Genomic DNA, 20,239 nt, shown 5'->3' with positions numbered 1-20,239 from the left:
TGCCGGTGACCGCGGGCCGTATGCGTCGTTCCCACCATGGATCGGCGGGGTAGACAGCTGTACGGCGGCCGCAGCCTAGCGTGGAACCACTGCTTCCGCCGATTCGGGCCCGGTTGCCACAAGGAGGCCGATGACATATGCCGGGTGCACCACCGTATCGGGTAGTGCCAAATCCCTTACGGTCCGTCGCAGCCTGTGCAAGAGTCGTAACCGGCCCATACGTTCCGGCGCCGCCTGATCACGGAGTACGTCATGCCGCCCCCTCTCTTCGCGGATCACCCAGCCGATCAGACCCCCGAGCGTGGCGCGGTCGAGGCACTCATCTCGCAGGCCCGCACCCTGCGCGGTGGCCTCGACGCGGTACGCAGAGAGTCCTCGGTCGCCGGTGACCTCGCCGCCGACCCTCAGCTGCGCTGGCAGCGAGCACTGTGCGACCTCGCCGTCCACCACCTGGACGACCTCGGCGGCCACCTCGACCAGCTCAGAGAGGGCCTGCCCACCTCGCCAGACGGGGTCGCGGAGCCGCACGCCGAGCTGCCGGTGGCCCCGCCCGAGCCGGCGGCGCCCGAGCGGGGCGCGCTGCTGCGCCGGGTGGGCAGCGCCGAGTGGAACCTCCTCACCGACGAGGTGACCTGGTCCGACGAGCTCTACGCGATGTTCGGCCGGGAGCCGGCCGACGACCCGCTGACGCTGGACGAGCTGCCGTCCCTGGTGCACGCCGACGACCAGGAGAAGCTGGCCGTGATGGTCACCGACTGCCTGGTGGACGGCCGGCCGATCGACGGCGAGTTCCGCATCCTGCGCGCCGACTCCGGCATCCGCACCGTCCACATGGTCGGCGAGCCGGTGCTCGACGCCGACGGCAGCACCGCCTGCATGTGGGCGGTGCTCCGCGACGTCAGCGAGCTGCGCCGGAGCCAGACGGCGGTGCGCGAGACCGGTGACTCGCTCCAGCGCCAACGGCACATCGCCCAGACCGAGCACCGGCTCGCGGTCGAGCTCCAGGAGGCCGTGCTGCCGCCGTGGCGCGGTTCGCTGCGCTTCCCCGAGGGCGGCCCGGTCACCCTGGACCTCGCCGGGCGCTACCTACCGGCCGACACCTCCGCCCTGATCGGCGGCGACTGGTATGACGCCCTCCAACTCCCCGACGGGCGCACACTGTTGAGCGTGGGCGACCTCACCGGGCACGGCGTCGCGGCGACGTCCGGCATGGCGATGGTGCTCGGCGCGCTGCGCGGCATGGCCGTGGCGGGGCACCGACCCGGACAGCTGATGGGCTTCCTCAACCAACTGCTGGACAGTGCCACCCAGCCGGCGCTGGGCAGCGCGGTCTGTTGCCAGTTCGACCCCGCGACGCGGGCACTGGAGTGGTCCCAGGCCGGGCACCCCGCGCCGCTGCTGTTCCGCGGCGGCACGGGGCGCGCGCTGGACCCGCCGGAGGGCGTCCTGCTCGGGGCCACGACCGGCGCCAGCTACGGCCAGCGGACCGAGCAGTTGGAGCCGGGCGACCTGCTGGTGCTGCACACCGACGGGCTCGTCCCGCGCCGCACCCACGGTCCGGACAGCGCCCACGAGGGCACCGAGCGGCTGCTCGCGCTGGCACCGCGGCTCGGCGCGGCCCGCAGCGCCCAGGAGAGCGTCCGCATCGTGGTGGAGGAGTTCGGCGCCACCGAGCGGGAGGACGACGCCTGCGTGCTGCTCGCCAAGGTCGGCGACTGACGCACGGCACGGTCGTCGGGCGGACCGGCTGCGGGGGCGCCGGTCACCCCGAGCGACCTGACCCTCTTCTGAGGGGCCGTCAGCTCTCGGCCTCCGCAGATCAGCGGGCGGATCTTCGGACGGGTCTTCGGGCAGGGTGTTCCACTTGATCTCCCGCGGGCATCGGGTGGTGTCGGTGACAAGGGGCGAGCGGGCTCGGCACGACCGGCCGGTCGTCGAGGGCGCGGGCGCAGCGTCGTCGCCGTGCTCCCGGGCGCGGGTGTGGGTCCGCCCCGACGGCAACAGGGGGGCGACACGGCCCCGTAGGGCCCTCAGAGCGAGAAGTTCGGCCCCAGGTCCGGCCCGATGCCCGGCTTGAGGACCGCGCCCTTCCCCTTGGCCCGCGGCTTCGGCAGGACCTGCTGGAGCTCCTCGCGGAGGTCCTGGATCTTGCCGCAGCCGGCGAACTGGCCGGTGAGCCGGAACATCTCGCGCAGCCGGTCCCAGGTGCGGTGCGAGGAGTTCTCCCCGATGGAGACCAGCGCCAACCGGGCGTAGCGGTCGGCCCGTTCGGGTTCGTTGCCGAGGAAGCAGGCCGAGGCCATCGAGATGTAGTCGAAGATCTGCGACCGCTGGTGGCCGCTCCTGCGCAGGTGCAGCGCCTGCTTGGCGTGCCCCTGTGCGACCTTGGCGGCGGACGGGTCGTGCTCCGCGAGGGTGCGGAACGCCAACGCCTGCATCCCGTGCAGGTCCGCCTCGTCGAACATCTGCATCCACGCCGGCGGCGGCACGTCGCCCTTGTCCGAGACGAACAGTTCCTCGGCCTCGCCGAGCGTCCGCCGCATCGCCTGGCCGTGGCCCTTCGAGGCGTGGGCCCACGCCTCGATGGTGTGCAGCATGGCGCGGGTGCGCGGCAGGGTCTCCTGGCCGGAACCGGACTGGGCCAGCTTCATCAGGTCCAGGGCGTCGTCGGGACGGCCCAGGTGGACCATCTGCCGGGCGGCGCGGGAGAGCGCCTCGCCGGCGCGCGGACGGTCCCCGCCCTCACGGGCCGCGTGGGCGGCGATGATGAAGTACTTCTGCGCGGTGGGCTCCAGGCCCACGTCGTGGGACATCCAGCCGGCCAGTACGGCGAGGTTGGCGGCGACGCCCCAGAGGCGGCGCTGGAGGTGGTCGGGGTGGCGGTAGGCGAGCATCCCGCCGACCTCGTTGAGCTGGCCCACCACGGCCTTGCGCTGGAGGCCGCCGCCGCGGGCCGCGTCCCAGCGGCGGAACACGTCGACGGAGTGCTCCAGGGCGTCGATCTCCTGCGACCCCACCGGGGCCGCCTCGTAGCGGTCGAGGCCGATCTGGTCGAGTTCGTACAGGGATTCGTGGGCGAGCGGATCGTCGTGGCGGAGGGCGAGCGGAGCGGGGTCGGTGTGCAGCCACTCGTGCATGGCACCGGCGAGTGCGGAGCCGGCGGCGAGCGCCGCGCCGGCCCCCACCAAGCCGCGTCGATTGAGCATGAGGTCCATTCCCGTGAATTCCGTGAGGACCGCCGCGGTCCGCTCGGGCGCCCACGGCAGACCGTCCATGGCCTGCCGCTTCCCCGCGCGACCGGTCCGGGCGAACCCGAGGTCCTCGGTGGTTACGACACGGCCGAGGCGCTCGGTGAAGAGGGAGGCGAGCACCTTGGGCACCGGGTCCCGGGGCGTCTCGCCCATGTCGATCCAGCGCCGGACCCGCGAGGTGTCGGTCGCCAACTGCGGATGCCCCATGGCCGCCGCCTGCCGGTTGACCAGTCTCGCGAGTTCTCCCTTGGACCATCCGGCCAGGCCGAAAAGGTCCGCGAGACGAGCGTTCGGCTCCCTGCTCACGTCAAGCCCCCAGGTTCCTCGACTGAGTTGACAGTAACGGCCGGTGACGGGGGCTGCGAGCATTCGCCAGGGTTCGCCAGGGTGCGCCAGATGGTCTGCCACCCGCAGCCGCGTGTTCGGTAGGTGTGCAGCCCCCGGCCCGGTGGCGGGACCGCATTCCCCAGGGTGCGTGCCCTGCACGGGGACCTTGAGGATCGGCCGCCTGTACGGGGCCCGTTCACGGGTTCCCGCCGCCGGGCCGGGAGCGCACGCAACTCGTCGGCGCACGAAGGGACCTGTCTCACCCATGTATGCAGCATCGTCCGCCGTGACCGCCCCCACCCGGACGTACCGCCCACACCCTCACGGGAGCGGGCCGTATCTGGATCCCACCCCTTCCGCGGGGGCGGTGACCGGTCTCTCCGGCGGCCGGAACCGGCGGGCACAGGGAATGGGCACCCAACCGCTCAGCGGGAGACTCGACTTGTCCGGCCCCCAGGGCGCCCAGCTGCGCGCCGCCGTCGCCTCGGTGCACCGCATCTGTCCGGAGTTCAACCCGGTCCAGGTGCTGCGCCGCGGCGGGAAGTCCGTACTGCTCCTGGGGACGACCGGTCGGATGAGCGCCGTCGCCAAGTGTTTACTGGACCACTCTCCCGCCTGGGCCGACAGCTTCCGGCAGGAAATAAGCGCATACCGGGCGTTCGTCCGGCACCGTCCGCCGGTCCGGGTGCCGCGGCTGGTGGCGGCCGACCCCGACAACTGCACGCTCGTGGTGGAGCGCATGCCGGGTCGGGTGGCGGCCCTGACGCGCCACCCCACCGAGGCGCCGCCGCGGGCCGACGTGCGGGCCGCGCTCGGGGCGATCTGCCGGATCAACGCCTGGCGTCCGCCGGCCGGACTGTTCGACGCCCCGCTGGACTACGCGGGTCGGATCGGGCGCTACCACGACCTGGGGCTGCTGACCGACCGCGATCTGGGTGACCTGCAGAAGCTGCTGCACGGCCTGGCGCACACCCAGGGCCAGTTCTGCCACGGCGACGCGCTGCTGAACAACGTCCTGCTCTCGCCGGTCGGCCCGGTGCTGCTGGACTGGGACAACGCGGGCTGGTACCTGCCCGGCTACGACCTGGCCACGCTGTGGGCGGTGCTGGGGGACGCGCCGGTCGCCCGCCGGCACATCAGCCAACTCGCCCAGGCGGCGGGCACCGCGGCCCGGGACGCCTTCCTGGTGAACCTGATGCTGGTGCTGACCCGAGAGATCCGGCGCTACGAGACCGCGGTCCAGCGGACCATGCGCGAGCCCGCGCCGGCCACCGTGCCGGGCACCGGGGCGCCCGGGGCACCGGGGGCGAGCGAGGAGCAGCGGCTGCTGCTGCGCAGGCTGCACGACGACGCGCAGATGGCGCGGCGGGCGGTGCGGGCGGCGGTCGGCACCCGCTGACCGCCGGGGGTGCCGGCGGCACCCCGAGAGGGAATCCGTGAGCGGCGCGCCCTACCCGGGCCGCGCCGCTCACCCGTGCATTGGTCCATTCCACTGACGCCCCGCAGCTCCCGGGCCCGCGCCGGGAAGGCTCCTCAGGTGATGCCCTGACATGCGAAATCCCGAGCGGGTGTGGTGATTGACGGTACGTCGGCACAGCTATGGTTCTCGGCCGACCTGGGCCCTAGTCTCGGGTTCTCCCGCACGGCCGCGGCCTGGGCCGGTGCCACGCTCCACCGGGCAGGCCCTGGCAAGGCACACCACCGTCACACCGCCCCGGCTCGGGCCGGCTTGAGGAGGCTGTTTTGCGAGGATCCGCACCGGAAGACGCGTCGAGAACCCGCCATCCCGTCCTACGCAGATCCGCCACCGCCGTCGCCGCGGCGGCGCTGCTGGTGCCGCTGGTCGCGGCGTCGCCGTCCGCGCAGGCCGGGCAGCCGCCGTCCGGCGCCCTCCAGCGCGCCTTCAGCGACGCCGCCGCGCGCTACCACGTGCCGCGCAGCGTGCTGCTGGGCGTCGCGTACCTGGAGTCCCGTTGGGACGGCCACGGCGGCGCACCCAGCGTGTCCGGGGGCTACGGGCCGATGCACCTGACCGACGCCCGGACCGCGGTGGCGCGGGACCCGGAGTTCAGCGCGGACGACGAGGACGCCCGCGGCGACACCGCCCGGCCGCTGCGGACGGTCGCGCCGACGCGGCGGGCCGTGCTGCCCGCCGAACTCCCGTCCCGGTTGCGTACGTTGACGACCGCGGTGCGGTTGACCGGGCTGTCGGCGGCGAAGCTGCGGTCCGATCCGGCCGCGAACGTGCGGGGCGGCGCCGCGCTGCTCGCCGCCGCCCAGCGCCAGCTGGGGCTGCCGGCCAGCGCCGATCCGGCCAAGTGGTACGCGGCGGTGGCGCGCTACGGGAGCGCGGACGATCCGCGCAGCGGGGCGGTGTTCGCGCGGGACGTCTTCGAGGTGATGCGGCAGGGGCAGCGCCGCACCACCGACGCGGGGCAGCGGGTCGCGCTGGCCGCCGCGCCGCGGCTGACCGCCGACCCCGCGCAGGAGAAACGTCTCGGCAAGGCCGCCAGCGCCCGGCGCGCCTCGACGCAGAAATCCGGTGGGGCGCTGGAGTGCCCCTGGACGGTGGCGTGCGAGTCCTGGCCGGCGCCGTACGAGCAGTACGACAACGGCACCAACTACGGCAACCACGACCTGGCGGACCGGCCCAAGGACCAGCGGATCGACACCCTCGTCATCCATGACACCGAGGGCTCGTGGGACACCACGCTGCGGCTGATCAAGGACCCCAAGTACGTGTCCTGGCACTACACCATCCGCTCCGCGGACGGGTTGATCGCGCAGCACGTGCGAACCCAGGACGTCGCGTGGCACGCGGGCAACTGGTACGTCAACTCACACTCGATCGGCATCGAGCACGAGGGCTTCCTCGCCGCGCCGGACGCCTGGTACACGGAGGCGATGTACCGCGCCTCGGCCCGGCTGGTGAAGTACCTGGCGGAGAAGTACGACATCCCGCTGGACCGGCAGCACGTCCTCGGCCACGACAACGTGCCGGGGACGATCCCGTCGACGATCGCGGGGATGCACACCGATCCCGGTCCGTACTGGGACTGGGCGCACTACTTCACCCTGCTGGGCCGCCCGTTCGAGGCCACCGCGGGTCCGCACGGCGGTCTGGTCACCATCCGTCCGTCCTACGACGGCAACCGGCCGGTCTACACCGGCTGCGAAAAGGCCGGGCAGACCTGTGCGGCGCACGGTTCGGCCGCGGTCCGGCTGTACACCGCGCCGAGCGAGAGCGCGCCGCTGGTCCAGGACGTCGGGCTGCACCCGGACGGCTCGCCCAGCACGACCGGGGTGAACGACACCGGGGCGCGGGCCACGACCGGCCAGCGGTTCGCGGTGGCCGGCCGGGACGGCGACTGGACGGCGATCTGGTACCTCGGGCAGCGGGCCTGGTTCCACAACCCGCGGGCGAACCCGACGGCGGTGGACGGCAAGGGCCTGGTGGCAGCGCCGAAGGCGGGCCGGGCGGAGATCCCGGTGTACGGGCGGGCGTACCCGGAGAAGGGGGCGTACCCGTCGCAGGTGCCGGTGCAGTCGGTCACGCCGCTGCCGTACAAGCTGCTCGCCGGGCAGGAGTACGCGGTCGGCGGGCAGGTGCGGTCGGACTACTTCTACTCGCCGACCTTCGACGTCAACCAGCACGCGGTGGTCCGGGGCAAGGACAAGTACTTCGAGATCCAGCTGGGGCACCGGGTCGGCTACGTGCGGGCGGCCGACGTGGACGTCCGGTCGTCGGGGGCGTAGCCCTCGCGCGGTGCCGGAACGCGGTGCGCCCGGTGGCGGCTCGGAAGCCGTCCACCGGGCGCGTCCCGTCCGCGCGGCCGGTCCGCCGGGTCAGCCCTGCTGGAAGAGTTCCGCGGGCAGCGGCTTGAGCAGGGCGTAGAGGTCGTCGGTGATCGGGCGGTCCCAGCTGGCGATGGTCACCAGCACGCCGTCGCTGCGGTCGAACTGCACGCAGGAGATGCGGCTCTCGGAGCACTTGATCCGCTTGACGATCAGCAGGTTGTCCTGGTGCATCACCGGGGTGTCCTCGGTCTCGACGACCGTGACCGGCTCGTCGTTGTCGAGCGCCGCGAGCAGCTGGGCGACCTCGAAGGGGACCTGGTCCTCCTCGACCTCGCGGGCCGGGGAGCCCTCCGGCAGGTTGCCGATGATCATCGCCGGGCCGCGGCCGCCGAACAGGTCGTAGCGGAGGAAGACGCCCTGGCAGCTTCCGTCGGGCGCCGGCAGCAGCCCGGCCCCGAGATTGCCGGGCCAGTCCCCCGGGTCCATGGCCAGTACGTCGAAGTCTGGACCGGCGGGCGTGGCTGCGCTGCGGCGGCGGAGGAAGGACATGTCGCCATCGTACGTGGCCCGGCCCCGAGCACGGCCCGCACGGCGCTCTCCGGTGCAGGTCGGCGGCGTCCTCAGAGGTCCGCGGCGCGGGCCAGCGCGGCGGTGAGCCGGTCGGCGGCGGACGGGGTGCCGACGGTGTCCGTCGTGGTGGATCGTGCCGACGAGATCCTTCTACTGGCAGCCGCTCGCCCGCCAGGTGCGGGTGCGCGGTCCGGTGGTGCGGGAGGACGCGGAACGGTCCGCCGCCGACTTCCTGGCCCGCAGCGCCGAGGCGCTGGTCGGTCGGCAGAACCGGCCGCTGGCGTCGCTCGCCGAGCGGGACGCCGCGGTGGCCGACGCCGCCGCACGACTGGCCCGCGATCCCGAGCTGGTGCCGGCCGCGTGGACGCTGCACACCGTGCGGGCGGAGTCGGTGGAGTTCTGGCAGGGCGCCGAGGACCGCAACCACACCCGGCTGGCGTACCGCCGCAGCGGGGCCGGCTGGACGAAGGAGCTGCGGTGGCCCTGACGCACGGCCGCGTGGCGTCCGGCGCGCGGTGGTGGCGACGGGCGGTGCGGTGCTCCCCCGAAGCGCCCGGCCCCGCCGCAAGCGGGGTCCGGAGCGGCCTTGACTGATCGTCACTATCGGTCAGGTGAGGTCGAATTCGCCCTCGCGGGCGCCGAGGACGAAGCCGCGCCACTCGGCGGGGGTGAAGATCAGCGCCGGTATCTCCGGACTGCGGCCGTTGCGCATCGCGACGTACCCCTCGACGAAGGCGACCTGGACGTCGCCGCCGACGCCCCGCGTGCTCGTTTGCCAGTCGGCGTGGGACAGGTCGAGTGCGGGCCTGGGCCCGCCCGCGAGCCGCTGGTCGGTGATGCTGTCGGCCACGTAACCGCTCCTCCCGGTCGTCGTCCGTGGCCAGGGTAGCCACTGCGCCCGGGGACGGACAGAGGACGTCCGACGGGCGCCGGAGGTCAGCCTGCGGGGGCTTCGGAGCCCACCAACCACATCGCGAAGAACTGCGCGCCGCCGCCGTAGGCGTGCCCCAACGCCCGCCGGGCGCCGTCGACTTGGTGGTCGCCCGCCTGGCCGCGGACCTGGAGCGCGGCCTCGGCGAAGCGGATCATCCCGGAGGCGCCGATGGGGTTGGTGGAGAGCACCCCGCCGGAGGGGTTGACGGGCAGGTCCCCGTCGAGTTCGGTCACGCCGGACTCGGTGAGCTTCCAGCCCTCGCCCTCCGCGGCGAAGCCCAGGTTCTCCAGCCACATCGGCTCGTACCAGGAGAACGGGACGTACATCTCGACGGCGTCGATCTGGCGGCGGGGGTCGGTGATCCCGGCCTGTCGGTAGACATCCGCCGCACAGTCCTTGCCGGCCTGCGGGGAGACGAAGTCCTTGCCGGCGAACAGGGTGGGTTCGCTGCGCATCGCCCCGCCGTGCACCCAGGCCGGCGGGCGCGGCGCGCGGGCGGCGCCGGCCCGGTCGGTGAGGACCATGGCGCAGGCGCCGTCGGAGGACGGGCAGGTCTCGGAGTAGCGGATCGGGTCCCAGAGCATCGGCGAGGACTGGACCTTCTCCAAGGTGAGGTCGTGCTCGTGGAGGTGCGCGTAGGGGTTCTTGAGGGCGTTGCGGCGGTCCTTGTAGGCGACCAGGGAGCCGATGGTGTCGGGGGCGCCGGTGCGCCGCATGTAGGCGCGGACGTGCGGGGCGAAGAAGCCGCCGGCGCCGGCCAGCAGCGGCTGTTGGAAGGGGACCGGCAGGGACAGGCCCCACATCGCGTTGGACTCGGACTGCTTCTCGAAGGCGAGGGTGAGGACCGTGCGGTGCACCCGGGCGGCGACGAGGTTGGTCGCGACCAGGGCGGTGGAGCCGCCGACCGAGCCGGCGGTGTGCACCCGGAGCATCGGTTTGCCGACGGCGCCGAGCGCGTCGGCGAGGTAGAGCTCCGGCATCATCACCCCCTCGAAGAAGTCGGGGGCCTTGCCGATCACCACCGCGTCGATCTCGGCCCACGTCAACTCGGCGTCGTCGAGGGCGCGTAGGGCGGCTTCGCGGACGAGTCCGGCGATCGAGACGTCGCGCCGGGCGGCGACGTGCTTGGTCTGGCCGACGCCGACGACGGCCACCGGCTCCTTCGCCCTCGCTGCGTTGCTCATCGCTCCCCCTCCAGGACGGCGACCAGGTTCTGTTGCAGGCAGGGGCCCGAGGTGGCGTGCGCCAGGGCGCGGTCGGCGTCGCCGCGTTGGACCGCGGCGGCGGCCTCGCCGAGGCGGATCAGCCCGGCGGCCATCACGGGGTTGGCGGCCAGGGCGCCGCCGGACGGGTTGATGCGGACCGTGCTGCCGGGGGCGTCGAGCCGCAGGGCGCGGCGCAGGACGACCTCCTGTGAGGTGAACGGGGCGTGCAGTTCGGCGACGTCGACGGGGGCGTCGAAGGCCCCGGCGCGTTCGGCGGCGAGCCGGGTGGAGGGCGAGTCGGTCAGGTCGCGGACGCCCAGGGCGTGCGCCTCGATGCGGTGGTCCAGGCCGCGGATCCAGGCGGGGCGGTCGGCCAGGCGGCGGGCGGTGTCGCCGGCGGCGAGGACCACCGCGGCGGCGCCGTCCACCACCGGCGGGCAGTCGCCGGTCCGCAACGGGCCGACGACCTGCCGTCCGGGGGCGGCGTCCGGCCGTCCGCGGCGGTGTGCCCCGATCGTGGCGAGTTCCCGCGCGTCGGTGTGGCCGGCGTCGATCAGGGCCTGGGCCTGGAGGGCGGCGAGCGCCACGGAGTCGGGCCAGAGCGGGGCGACGTAGTACGGGTCGAGCTGGCGGGTGAGGACCTCGCGGAGGTCGCCGGGCGAGGACTTGCCGTACGCGTAGACCAGTGCGGTGTCGGCCTCGCCGGTGAGGATCTTGACCCAGGCTTCGTACAGCGCCCAGGCGCCGTCCATCTCCACGTGCGATTCGGAGATCGGCGGCCAGGCGCCGACGCCGTCCAGGGCCATGGTGAAGGAGAAGGCGCGGCCGGCGAGGTAGTCGGAGGAGCCGGAGCAGGTGAAGTCGATGTCGCGGGCCTTCAGGCCGGTTCGGGCGAGCACGTCGTGCAGGACCGGCATCAGCATCTCGACCTCGGAGGTCTCCGCGCTGTCCGGGACGTGCTCGCTCTGCCCGAAGGCGACGACGGCGACGTCGCGCACCGGGCCGCGCGCTGGCTCGGACATCAGATCAGCTCCTTGTAGCTGTCGTAGTCGGCGTCGGGCTCGCCGGTGGGGCGGTAGTGGTCGGGGTGGCGGGCGCCCTCGGTCCAGACGGGTTCGACGCGCAGGCCCATCCGCACCTGGTCGTAGGGGATGCCGCCGATCCGGGCGTGCAGGGCGAGGTCGGCGCCGTCCAGGGCGATGTGGGCGTAGACGTAGGGCACGTCGATGTCGAGGTTGCGGGCCTTGATGTTGACGATGCAGAAGGTGGTGACGGTGCCGCGGGGGCCGACCTCGACCTGTTCGCCGGTCGCCACCCCGCAGGTGGGGCAGGCGCCGCGGGGCGGGACGTACACCTTGCGGCAGGCGGGGCAGCGCTCGCCGACGGTCTTGTGCTCGGCGAGCCCCTGGAGGTAACGGGTCTGGGTGCGGCCGGGCGCGTAGGTGTAGTCGAGCCGGGCCGGGGCGGTGATGCCGGTGACCGGGTCGGCGAACTCCCCGCCGTGCGGCCGGCCGTGCGGCTGCTCCGCCGCGTCGTCGGCGGGTTCGAAGCAGGCGATGTCGGTGATCGCGCCGGTGCGCTCGGCGGCCCAGCGGATCCGTACCCGCATGCCGCTGTGCACGGCTTCGGGGCCGGGTGCGTCGAGGGCGTGCAGCAGGGCGGTGTCGGCGCCGTCGAGCCGGACCAGGACCCAGGCGAAGGGGGTGTCCAGGGGCTGGCCGCGGCGTGCGGACGGGTTCCAGGCCCAGGTGGTGACGGTGCCGGTCGGGGCGACCTCGACCAGTTCGCGCAGCTCGTCGGCGGTGACCGGGTCGTATTCGACGGGCGGCACCACCACCCGCCCGTCGCGGGCCCGGACCCCGAGGACGGTGCGTTCGCGCAGCCCGGTGAGGAAGGCGCTCTGCACCGGGCCGAGCGAGCGGGTGAAGGGGAATTCGACGACGAGCGGCGCGGTCAGGACCTCTGACATGGCGGTCTCCTCGGTGGGTGGGGTCAGGCGCGCCGGAAGACCGGTGGGCGCTTCTCGGCGAAGGCGCGGGAGCCCTCCTTGGCGTCGGCGGTGTCGAAGACCGGCCAGCCGCGGGCGAGTTCGGCGGCGAGGCCGTCGGCTTCGGTCAGCTCGGCGGCCTCGTAGACGGACGCCTTGACCGCCTCGACGGCGAGCGGCCCGCAGGCGTTGATCCGTTCGGCGATCTCCAGGGCCTTCTCCAGTGCGGTGCCGTCGGGGACGACGTGTCCGATCAGGCCGATCCGGGCGGCCTCGGGGGCCGGGTAGGGGCGGCCGGTGAGCAGCATCTCCAGGGCGTGGGTGCGGGGAATCTGCCGGGGCAGGCGCACGGTGGAGCCGCCGATGGGGAACAGGCCGCGCCGGACCTCGTAGAGCCCGAAGATGGCGCCCTCGCCGGCGACCCGGATGTCGGTGCCCTGGAGGATCTCGGTGCCGCCGGCGACGCAGTGGCCCTCGACGGCGGCGATCACCGGTTTGCGCGGGCGGTGGTGGCGCAGCATCGCCTTCCAGTGCAGGTCGGGGTCGGCGCGCAGCCGCTCCCGGTGTTCCTCGCCGGTCATCCCGCCGCCGGCCAGCGCCTTGAGGTCCATGCCGGCGCAGAAGGAGCCGCCGGCGCCGGTCAGCACGATCGACCGGATGCCGTCGTCGGCGTCGGCGGCCAACCAGCCGTCGTACAGGCCGACCAGCATCGGCAGGGACAGCGCGTTCTTGGCCTCGGGCCGGTTGAGGGTGAGCACCAGTGTCGCGCCGGTGCGCGTCACGGTGAGGTGTTCGGTGCCCGCGTCCTCCGGCCGAGCCGGCGCGGTCGCGGCGTGTTCGGTCCCGCCCATTCCGTCCTCCCGTCTCACGACGTAGAACAGGTTGCAGTAGCCGCACGGCGAGTTCAAGGCTTTTCTGACGACCAGTCAGTTTTCTTGGTCGGGGCCCTTCCCTGCGCTCGGCCACGGCGCTCTAATGACGCCCGAGCCGACGTCCGCACGGTCTGGAGGAGCCATGGAGTACAACCTCGCCGACCTCTTCGAGTCGATCGTCGACGCCGTCCCCGACCGCGAGGCGCTGGTACACCTCGACCACCCGGGCACCGGCGCCGAAACGCGGCTCAGCTACGCGGAGTTGGACCGCGCCGCCAACCGGCTCGCCCACCACCTCGCCGACCGGGGCGTCGGCCCCGGCGACCACGTCGGACTGCACCTGTACAACGGCGTCGAGTACCTCCAGGGCGTCTACGCCTGCCTGAAGATCCGCGCCGTTCCGGTGAACGTCAACTACCGCTACGTCGAGGAGGAGTTGGCGTACCTCTACCGGGACGCCGACCTGGTGGCGCTGGTCTTCGAAGCGGAGTTCACCGAGCGGGTGGCCGGCGCGCTGCCGCAGGCCCCGAAGCTGCGCCACCTGGTACGGGTCGGCACCCCGCCCGCCGGCGCCCCCGAACCGCGGATCACCCCGGTGCCGCTGGCCCAGGCCGTGGCCGCCGGCTCGCCCGACCGCGGCTTCGGCCCCCGCTCCGCCGACGACCGGATCGTCATCTACACCGGCGGGACCACCGGCATGCCCAAGGGCGTGGTGTGGCGCCACGAGGACATCTTCTTCTCGGGGATGGGCGGCGGCGCCCCGACCGGGGAGCCGGTCGGCCGCCCGCAGGAGCTGGCCGAACGGGTGGCGGCGGGCGGCGAGGGCCTGGTCTTCTTCCCGACGCCACCGCTGATGCACGGCACCTCGACGCTCACCGCGTTCATCGCCTTCCACTTCGGCCAGAAGGTCGTCATCCACCGCAAGTTCGCGCCGGAGGAAGTGCTGCGCACCATCGAACGGGAACGGGTCACCACCGTCTCCCTGGTGGGCGACGCGATGCTGCGGCCACTGGTGGACGCGCTCGCCGGCCCGCTCAAGGGCACCGACTGCTCGTCCCTGTTCAGCGTCAGCAGCTCCGGGGCGATCCTCTCCGACACGGTCCGCGCCCAGTTCAGCGCGCTGGTCCCGAACGCGCTGCTGCTGAACAACTTCGGCTCCTCGGAGTCGGGCTTCAACGGCACCGCCACCGACGACTCCGGCCCCGCCAAGGGCTTCCGCCTGAACGTCAACTCCCGCATGGCGGTGGTGGATCCGGCCACGCAACGGCCGGCCGAGGTCGGCGTGGCGGGCCGCCTCGCGCTGCGCGGCCACGTCCCGCTCGGCTACTACAACGACCCGGCGAAGACCGCCGAGACGTTCTTCGAGGCGAACGGCGACCGGTGGGTGCTGCTCGGCGACATGGCCACCGTCGGCACCGACGGGGTGGTCACCGTCCTGGGGCGGGGCTCGCAGTGCATCAACTCCGGCGGGGAGAAGATCTACCCCGAGGAGGTCGAGCAGGCGCTCAAGGCGCATCCGGACGTCTACGACGCACTGGTGGCCGGCGTGCCGGACGACCGCTGGGGCAACCGGGTGGCCGCCGTCGTCCAACTCCGCGCGGACGCCGCCCCCTTGGATCTCGACGCCCTCCAGACGCACTGCCGGACCCGCCTGGCCGGCTACAAGGTCCCGCGCCAGGTCGTCTTCACCGACCGCATCCAACGCTCGCCCAGCGGCAAGGCGGACTACCGCTGGGCGAAAGCCGTGGCGGCGGGCGAACGGCAGGCGTGAGCGGGGACGGCGCGGGCCGGCCCCCGGGGTCGACGGCCGGGCGGACCGCTGGGCCCGGCCACGACCCATCGGACACGCGCTAACCCCCGCAGACCGAGCGCAGCGACCGGGCGAGCCCCGCGGCGTGCAGCAGGTCCGGGTGGCGCTGCCGCCCCACCCGGAGGGCGTCCACCGCCAGCCGCGGCACGCAGTCCGGGGCCGTACGGGCCTGCGGGGACGCGGCGACGGCCCGGACCAGTTCCCCGTTGATCCGGTCGATCTCCGCCCGGACCCGGGCGAGGTCCGGGCGGCTCGTGGGCGCCTGCGCCGGATCCGCCGCCCAGCGGCGGTGCAGCCCGCGCTGGACGAGCTTGCTGGCCTCGATCTGGTCGCGGAAGATCCGCACCGTCGCCTCGGGATCGGCGCCCACCTGGCGGGCCTGGGCGGCCACCGCGGCCAACACCTCGCGCTCCCGGGCCGGGTCGTCGATCGGACTGCCGGTCCCCCACTTCGCCGCCGCCACGAGGTCGGCGGTGGCCAGCCGGTCGGCGGAGAGCGCGGCGAGCGGGCGGAGCCGGTCGGCCGGTGCGGGCGCGGCGGCGAGCGGCCCAGTGGTCGGCCGCGCGGCCGCGCCGGCGGGCGCCGCGACGGCGGTCCCGGCGCCGGCGCACAGCACCGCGGCCGCGGTCCCGGCGAGCAGCGCGCGACGGATCGAGGTGGTCAGCTGCACATCGAGCCCTTCTCGAAGGCCGCGGCCCGACGCACGGCGCGGGCCGCGGAGTGGTGCGGACGCCGGGAGCTTACGGCCGGACCGCCCCCGCCGGCACCCCGCCCCGACCTCCACCCGATTCCTGACGATACGTCAAGTACGTGCCAGGTAAGCCCTACCGCACTCAGCCGCGGCCCGCCAGGAACGCCGTCACCGCCGCCAGGTACTCCGCCGGGCGCTCCTCGTGGACGAGGTGTCCGGCGCCCTCGACGGTGACCAGCCGGGCGGCGGGGAGGGCGCCGGCCAGCTCGGCGAGTTGCCGCTGGGGAAGGTGACTGGTGGCGCCGCCGGCGATGACGAGCGTGGGGGCGGCGATCGCGGACAGCGCAGCGCGCCAATGCGGAGCGGGGGCGTTCCGCTCGGCCACCACGGCGACCTTGGCCCGCCAGTCGAAGGTCGCGGGGCCGGGCGGCGGCGCCGGGACCGACTGCGGCGGGTCCGCGGGCACCGGCGGGGCGGGCTCCTCCACGATCAGGCGGGAGACCAGGTCCGGGCGGTGGGCGGCCAACAGCAGGGCGGCGGTGGCGCCCAGCGAGTGGCCGATGAGCGTGACCGGTCCGAGGTCGAGCGTCTGGACGAAGCCGATCGCGTCGTCGCGCCAGCGCTCGAAGCCGTACTCCCCCGGCCAGTCGCTGCGGCCGTGTCCGCGCTGGTCGAGGGCGAAGACGCGGTGCGTGGTGGCCAGTCGGCCGACCACTCCGCGCCAGTCCTCGCCGTCCTCGCCGAGGCAGTGCAGCAGCACCGCCGCGGGGGCGTCCGTCTCACCCCAGACGCGGTACGCCAGTCGGACGCCGTCCACCTGCACCTTCCGTACGTCACCCATGCGCCGACGCTACCCGTGGGCCGTCCGCGGCACGCCCCTTGACGTGTTCGCTGCGCGCTGATTACTTGGAGCGGCACGCAGCTACCGAATGATCGGTAGGGAGACGAGGCGGTGAGATCCATGCCGGAAGCGGCGACGGACAGCGGGGCGATCGACGGGGCCTGCGGGGCCGACTGGTGCGACGACGCGGAGCGGCTCTCGGCGGACGCCCTGCACGCCCTCCAAGTCACGCGGCTGCGCGCCACGTTGCACCACGCCTACGAGCACGTCCCCTTCTACCGGGCGGCGTTCGACCGGGCGGGGGTGCGGCCCGACGACTGCCGTTCGATGGCCGACCTCGCCCACTTCCCGTTCACGGTGAAGGACGACCTGCGGGCGCAGTACCCGTTCGGGATGTTCGCCGTCCCCAAGGACCGGGTGCGGCGGCTGCACGCCTCCAGTGGCACCACCGGGCTCCCGACCGTGGTCGGCTACACCGAGCGGGACCTCGACGACTGGGCGGACCTGGTGGCCCGGTCGATCCGCGCCGCGGGCGGCCGGCCCGGGCACACCGTCCACATCGCCTACGGCTACGGGCTGTTCACCGGCGGGCTCGGCGCGCACTACGGCGCGGAGCGGCTGGGCTGCACGGTCGTCCCGGCGTCCGGCGGGATGACCAGCCGTCAGGTGCGGCTCATCCAGGACTTCCGCCCCGAGATCATCATGGTGACCCCGTCCTACATGCTCACCCTCCTCGACGAGTTCGAGCGGCAGGGCGTCGACCCCCGTTCGACCTCGCTGAAGGTCGGCATCTTCGGCGCCGAACCCTGGACGCAGGAGATGCGCCGGGAGATCGAGGAGCGGTTCGCCATCGACGCCGTGGACATCTACGGCCTGTCGGAGGTGATGGGCCCCGGCGTGGCACAGGAGTGCGTGGAGACCAAGGACGGGCTGCACATCTGGGAGGACCACTTCTATCCGGAGGTGGTCGACCCGATCACCGGGGAGGTGCTCCCGGAGGGCGCGCACGGCGAGTTGGTGCTCACCTCGCTCACCAAGGAGGCCATGCCGGTCGTCCGCTACCGCACCCGGGACCTGACCCGGCTGCTGCCCGGAACCGCCCGCCCGGCCTTCCGCCGGATGGAGAAGGTCACCGGGCGCAGCGACGACCTGATCATCCTGCGCGGGGTCAACCTCTTCCCCGCGCAGATCGAGGAGATCGTGCTGCGCACCCCGGGGGTCGCCCCGCACTTCCAGCTGCGGCTGACCCGTGAGGGACGGCTGGACCACCTCACCGTCCGCGCCGAGGCCCGGCCGGACGCCACCGCCGACGACCGGGTGGCCGCCGTCGGCCTGATCGCCCGCGGGGTCAAGGACGGCGTCGGGGTGACCGTCTCCGTCGAGATCGTCGAGCCGGAGACCCTGGAGCGCTCGGTCGGGAAGTTCAAGCGCATCGTGGACGCGCGCCGCGACGGGTGACGACGGGGCCGACGTCAGGGCTTCGGCCGGTCCCCCTTGAGCAGGGCGAAGGGCGCGCCGGCCGGGTCCATCAGCATCGCCATCCGGCCGATGCCGGGCACGTCCATGGGGGCGATGAGGGGAGTGCCGCCGTGCTGGGTGGCGGTGTGGTAGCTGGCGTCGCAGTCGGTGACGCCGAAGTACGGGTGCCACTCCGACGTCGAACCGGCGTCCAGGTGCATCTGCTGGAGCTGGAGGATGCCGCCGTGCGCGGTGTCCTCGCCCGCTCCGGCGCCGGGGGCGGAGGCGAGGCTGTAGAGCAGGTCGCCGCCCATCGACTTGTCCTGGAAGCGCCAGGAGAAGACCGTGCCGTAGAACTCCTTGGCCGCGGCGGCGTCGGTGGCGTAGAGCTCCGTCCAGCACAGGGTGTTCGGCTCCATGACGACGTCCAGGCCCTTGACCTCGCCCGGCTGCCAGACGGCGAAGTCGGCGCCCGTCGGGTCGGTGAGCATGGCCAGCCGGCCGGCGGTGAAGACGTCCATGGGTGCGACGCGGACCCGGCCGCCGGCCTGCTCCACCGCCTTGCAGGTGGCGTCCGCGTCCGCGGTGTGGAAGTACGCGGTCCAGGCCGGGGCGGCGCCCTCCTCCGTCAACGGGCCGACCGCGGCCACCGTCTGGCCGTCGCGCTGGAAGAAGCCGTAGCCGCCGCCCTCGGGGCCGGCCGACTGGAAGGTCCAGCCGAACACCGCGGCGTAGAAGGCCGCGGCGGCGTCGACGTCGGGGGCGCCGAGGTCGAGCCAGTTCGGCGCGCCCGGAACGTAGTGGGTCGTCAGCATGGTGGGGCTCCGATCGCACGGGGGTCAATGCCGTTTCCCAGCATCGCAGCGGGCACCGACAGTCGCCGCGCACGCGCCGCTCAGCGGGTCCCGAACCGCTCGCGCAGCGCACGCTTGAGGACCTTGCCGCTGGCGTTGCGCGGCAGCGCGTCCACGAACACCACCCGCTTGGGCACCTTGAACGGCGCCAGCCGCTCCCGCGCCGCGGCGATCAGTTCCGCCTCCCCCACCGCGCCGTCGCCGCCCCCGCCGTCCCCGCCGTCGGCGTGCCGCACCACCACGGCCGTCACCGCCTCGATCCACCGCTCGTCCGGCAGTCCGATCACCGCGACCTCGGCGACCTGCGGATGGGCGTAGAGCACGTCCTCCACCTGGCGCGAGGCGACCAGGACGCCGCCGGAGTTGATGACGTCCTTGACCCGGTCGACCACCGTGAAGTAGCCCTCGGCGTCCCGCACGGCCAGGTCTCCGGAGTGGAACCAGCCGTCCCGGAACGCCTCCGCGGTCTCGGCCGGCTTCTCCCAGTAGCCGGTGCACAGCTGCGGCGACCGGTAGACGACCTCGCCCCGGGTGCCGTCCGGCACCTCCCGGCCGTCCCCGTCCACCACCCGCGCCTCGACGAACAGCACCGGCCGTCCGCAGGAGTCCAGCCGGCCGGCGTGCTCGTCGGGGCCGAGGACGGTGGCCAGCGGGCCGATCTCGCTCTGTCCGAAGCAGTTGTAGAACGCCAGGTGCGGCAGCCGGGCGCGGAGCCGTTCCAGTACCGGCACCGGCATGATCGAGGCGCCGTAGTACGCCTTGCGCAGGCCGCTCAGGTCGCGGACGCCGAAGTCGGGGTGGTTGGCGAGCGCGATCCAGACCGTGGGCGGGGCGAACAGGCTGTCCGCCCGGCCCGCCTCCACCAGCGCGAGGAGCGCCTCGGGAGCGGGCCCGTCCAGGATGGTGTTCTCCGCGCCGACCGCCAGATAGGGCAGCAGGAAGACGTGCAGCTGCGCCGAGTGGTAGAGCGGCAGGGAATGGACCGGACGGTCGCCCTCCGCCAGGTCGAGGGCGACGATCGCGCTGGTGTACTCGTGCACCAACGCCCGGTGGGTCATCATCGCGCCCTTGGGGAGGGCGGTGGTCCCGGAGGTGTAGAGCAGTTGGACCAGGGAGTCGTCGGACGGCTGGGGCAGCGCGTCGGCACCGGCCGGCTCCCCGGGATCCGCCGGCTGCTCCGCCAGTCGCTCCAGCAGCCCGTCCGGGGCGCCGTGCAGCGGCACCGACCGCGCCCCGTCGGGCAGCCGGGGTGCCAGGGCGGCGTCCGTGAGCACCAGGGAGGAGCCGGACTGGTCCAGGATGTAGTGGAGTTCCTCGCCGGTCAGGCCGTGGTTGACCGGTACGTGGACCAGGCCGGCGCGGGCGCAGGCGAGGAATCCGATCAGGTAGGCGTCGGAGTTGTGCCCGTAGGACGCCACCCGGTCGCCGGGGCGCAGCCCTTCGGCCAGCAGCAGCCGTGCGGCGGCGGTCACCGCCTCGTCCAGTGCCCGGTAGCTCCAGCTCCGCCCGGCGTACCGGACCGCAGTGCGCTCCGGGACCCGGCGCGCACTGCGCCGCAGGACCCCGTCGACCGTGTTGTTCCGCGCGCCCGTGGCGTCCGTGGCATCCGTCATGCGGCGATCCTGGAGCGCACCGGGGAGC

Annotated in this window: 17 protein-coding genes; 6 read left to right on the top strand and 11 right to left on the bottom strand. The window is 73.7% G+C overall.

What is annotated here, in order from left to right; all coding sequences use genetic code 11:
• Positions 1 to 252: 252 nt before the first annotated feature.
• A complete protein-coding gene (locus tag ACLJT4_RS29340) occupies positions 253 to 1,719 on the top strand; it encodes a PP2C family protein-serine/threonine phosphatase (RefSeq protein WP_411126792.1) in 1,467 nt (488 codons plus the stop codon).
• Between the two features lie 311 nt (positions 1,720 to 2,030).
• Here ACLJT4_RS29340 and ACLJT4_RS29335 read toward each other — a convergent pair whose 3' ends face one another.
• Positions 2,031 to 3,557, bottom strand: coding sequence for a hypothetical protein (locus tag ACLJT4_RS29335; protein WP_411126790.1), 1,527 nt, complete (start codon positions 3,555 to 3,557; stop codon positions 2,031 to 2,033).
• A 286-nt stretch (positions 3,558 to 3,843) separates the two neighbouring features.
• On the opposite strand from ACLJT4_RS29335, the gene ACLJT4_RS29330 reads away from it, so the two are divergent.
• Positions 3,844 to 4,977: a phosphotransferase gene (locus tag ACLJT4_RS29330; protein WP_411126788.1), complete on the top strand. Its 1,134-nt coding sequence runs from the start codon at positions 3,844 to 3,846 to the stop codon at positions 4,975 to 4,977.
• A 344-nt stretch (positions 4,978 to 5,321) separates the two neighbouring features.
• Entirely contained in the window at positions 5,322 to 7,334 is a 2,013-nt protein-coding gene (locus ACLJT4_RS29325; protein ID WP_411126786.1) for an N-acetylmuramoyl-L-alanine amidase, read from the top strand.
• Positions 7,335 to 7,424: 90 nt separating this feature from the next.
• Here ACLJT4_RS29325 and ACLJT4_RS29320 read toward each other — a convergent pair whose 3' ends face one another.
• The gene (locus ACLJT4_RS29320; RefSeq protein ID WP_016571679.1) at positions 7,425 to 7,925 is read right to left on the bottom strand and encodes a hypothetical protein; all 501 of its coding nucleotides are present in this window, start codon (positions 7,923 to 7,925) and stop codon (positions 7,425 to 7,427) included.
• Between the two features lie 154 nt (positions 7,926 to 8,079).
• Between ACLJT4_RS29320 and ACLJT4_RS29315 the strand changes: the two genes are divergently transcribed.
• Complete coding sequence (locus ACLJT4_RS29315; protein WP_411126784.1) at positions 8,080 to 8,433, top strand: pyridoxine 5'-phosphate oxidase C-terminal domain-containing protein; 354 nt, start codon at positions 8,080 to 8,082, stop codon at positions 8,431 to 8,433.
• A gap of 120 nt (positions 8,434 to 8,553) precedes the next feature.
• Here ACLJT4_RS29315 and ACLJT4_RS29310 read toward each other — a convergent pair whose 3' ends face one another.
• The 5 genes from ACLJT4_RS29310 to ACLJT4_RS29290 all read right to left on the bottom strand — a co-directional run bounded on the left by ACLJT4_RS29310 (position 8,554) and on the right by ACLJT4_RS29290 (position 12,923).
• A complete protein-coding gene (locus tag ACLJT4_RS29310; protein ID WP_016572844.1) occupies positions 8,554 to 8,796 on the bottom strand; it encodes a DUF397 domain-containing protein in 243 nt (80 codons plus the stop codon).
• Between the two features lie 86 nt (positions 8,797 to 8,882).
• Positions 8,883 to 10,064, bottom strand: coding sequence for a thiolase domain-containing protein (locus tag ACLJT4_RS29305; RefSeq protein WP_411126782.1), 1,182 nt, complete (start codon positions 10,062 to 10,064; stop codon positions 8,883 to 8,885).
• A complete protein-coding gene (locus tag ACLJT4_RS29300) occupies positions 10,061 to 11,107 on the bottom strand; it encodes a thiolase domain-containing protein (RefSeq protein ID WP_275465706.1) in 1,047 nt (348 codons plus the stop codon). The genes ACLJT4_RS29305 and ACLJT4_RS29300 overlap by 4 nt, the downstream gene beginning before the upstream one ends.
• On the bottom strand, positions 11,107 to 12,054 hold the full coding sequence (locus ACLJT4_RS29295; RefSeq protein ID WP_411126780.1) for a Zn-ribbon domain-containing OB-fold protein: 948 nt from the start codon (positions 12,052 to 12,054) through the stop codon (positions 11,107 to 11,109). Before ACLJT4_RS29295 ends, ACLJT4_RS29300 begins: the two co-directional genes overlap by 1 nt.
• A 23-nt stretch (positions 12,055 to 12,077) precedes the next feature.
• Positions 12,078 to 12,923 (bottom strand): crotonase/enoyl-CoA hydratase family protein, encoded by an 846-nt coding sequence (locus tag ACLJT4_RS29290; RefSeq protein ID WP_411126778.1) that lies wholly within the window; start codon positions 12,921 to 12,923, stop codon positions 12,078 to 12,080.
• Positions 12,924 to 13,086: 163 nt separating this feature from the next.
• On the opposite strand from ACLJT4_RS29290, the gene ACLJT4_RS29285 reads away from it, so the two are divergent.
• Positions 13,087 to 14,715, top strand: a complete 1,629-nt coding sequence (locus ACLJT4_RS29285) for an acyl-CoA synthetase (protein WP_411126776.1) — start codon at positions 13,087 to 13,089, stop codon at positions 14,713 to 14,715.
• Positions 14,716 to 14,794: 79 nt separating this feature from the next.
• Here the strand turns inward: ACLJT4_RS29285 and ACLJT4_RS29280 are convergent, their stop codons facing one another.
• Both ACLJT4_RS29280 and ACLJT4_RS29275 read right to left on the bottom strand, forming a co-directional pair.
• Complete coding sequence (locus tag ACLJT4_RS29280) at positions 14,795 to 15,424, bottom strand: chorismate mutase (RefSeq protein WP_411126774.1); 630 nt, start codon at positions 15,422 to 15,424, stop codon at positions 14,795 to 14,797.
• 163 nt (positions 15,425 to 15,587) lie between these two features.
• Positions 15,588 to 16,286, bottom strand: coding sequence for an alpha/beta fold hydrolase (locus ACLJT4_RS29275; protein ID WP_411126772.1), 699 nt, complete (start codon positions 16,284 to 16,286; stop codon positions 15,588 to 15,590).
• A gap of 120 nt (positions 16,287 to 16,406) precedes the next feature.
• Here ACLJT4_RS29275 and paaK point away from each other — a divergent pair, with 120 nt between their 5' ends.
• On the top strand, positions 16,407 to 17,744 hold the full coding sequence (paaK, locus tag ACLJT4_RS29270; protein WP_411126863.1) for a phenylacetate--CoA ligase PaaK: 1,338 nt from the start codon (positions 16,407 to 16,409) through the stop codon (positions 17,742 to 17,744).
• A gap of 14 nt (positions 17,745 to 17,758) precedes the next feature.
• On the opposite strand, the gene ACLJT4_RS29265 is transcribed toward paaK, so the two are convergent.
• Both ACLJT4_RS29265 and ACLJT4_RS29260 read right to left on the bottom strand, forming a co-directional pair.
• Positions 17,759 to 18,559, bottom strand: coding sequence for a VOC family protein (locus ACLJT4_RS29265; protein WP_411126770.1), 801 nt, complete (start codon positions 18,557 to 18,559; stop codon positions 17,759 to 17,761).
• An 80-nt stretch (positions 18,560 to 18,639) separates the two neighbouring features.
• Positions 18,640 to 20,211, bottom strand: coding sequence for an acyl-CoA synthetase (locus tag ACLJT4_RS29260; protein ID WP_411126768.1), 1,572 nt, complete (start codon positions 20,209 to 20,211; stop codon positions 18,640 to 18,642).
• Positions 20,212 to 20,239: the final 28 nt, after the last annotated feature.

Source organism: Streptomyces sp. x-19 (genome assembly GCF_046549115.1).
Classification (GTDB): domain Bacteria; phylum Actinomycetota; class Actinomycetes; order Streptomycetales; family Streptomycetaceae; genus Streptomyces; species Streptomyces albulus_C.
Note: the sequence above shows the minus strand (reverse complement) of the source record. Positions and strands in the feature narration are given on the sequence as shown.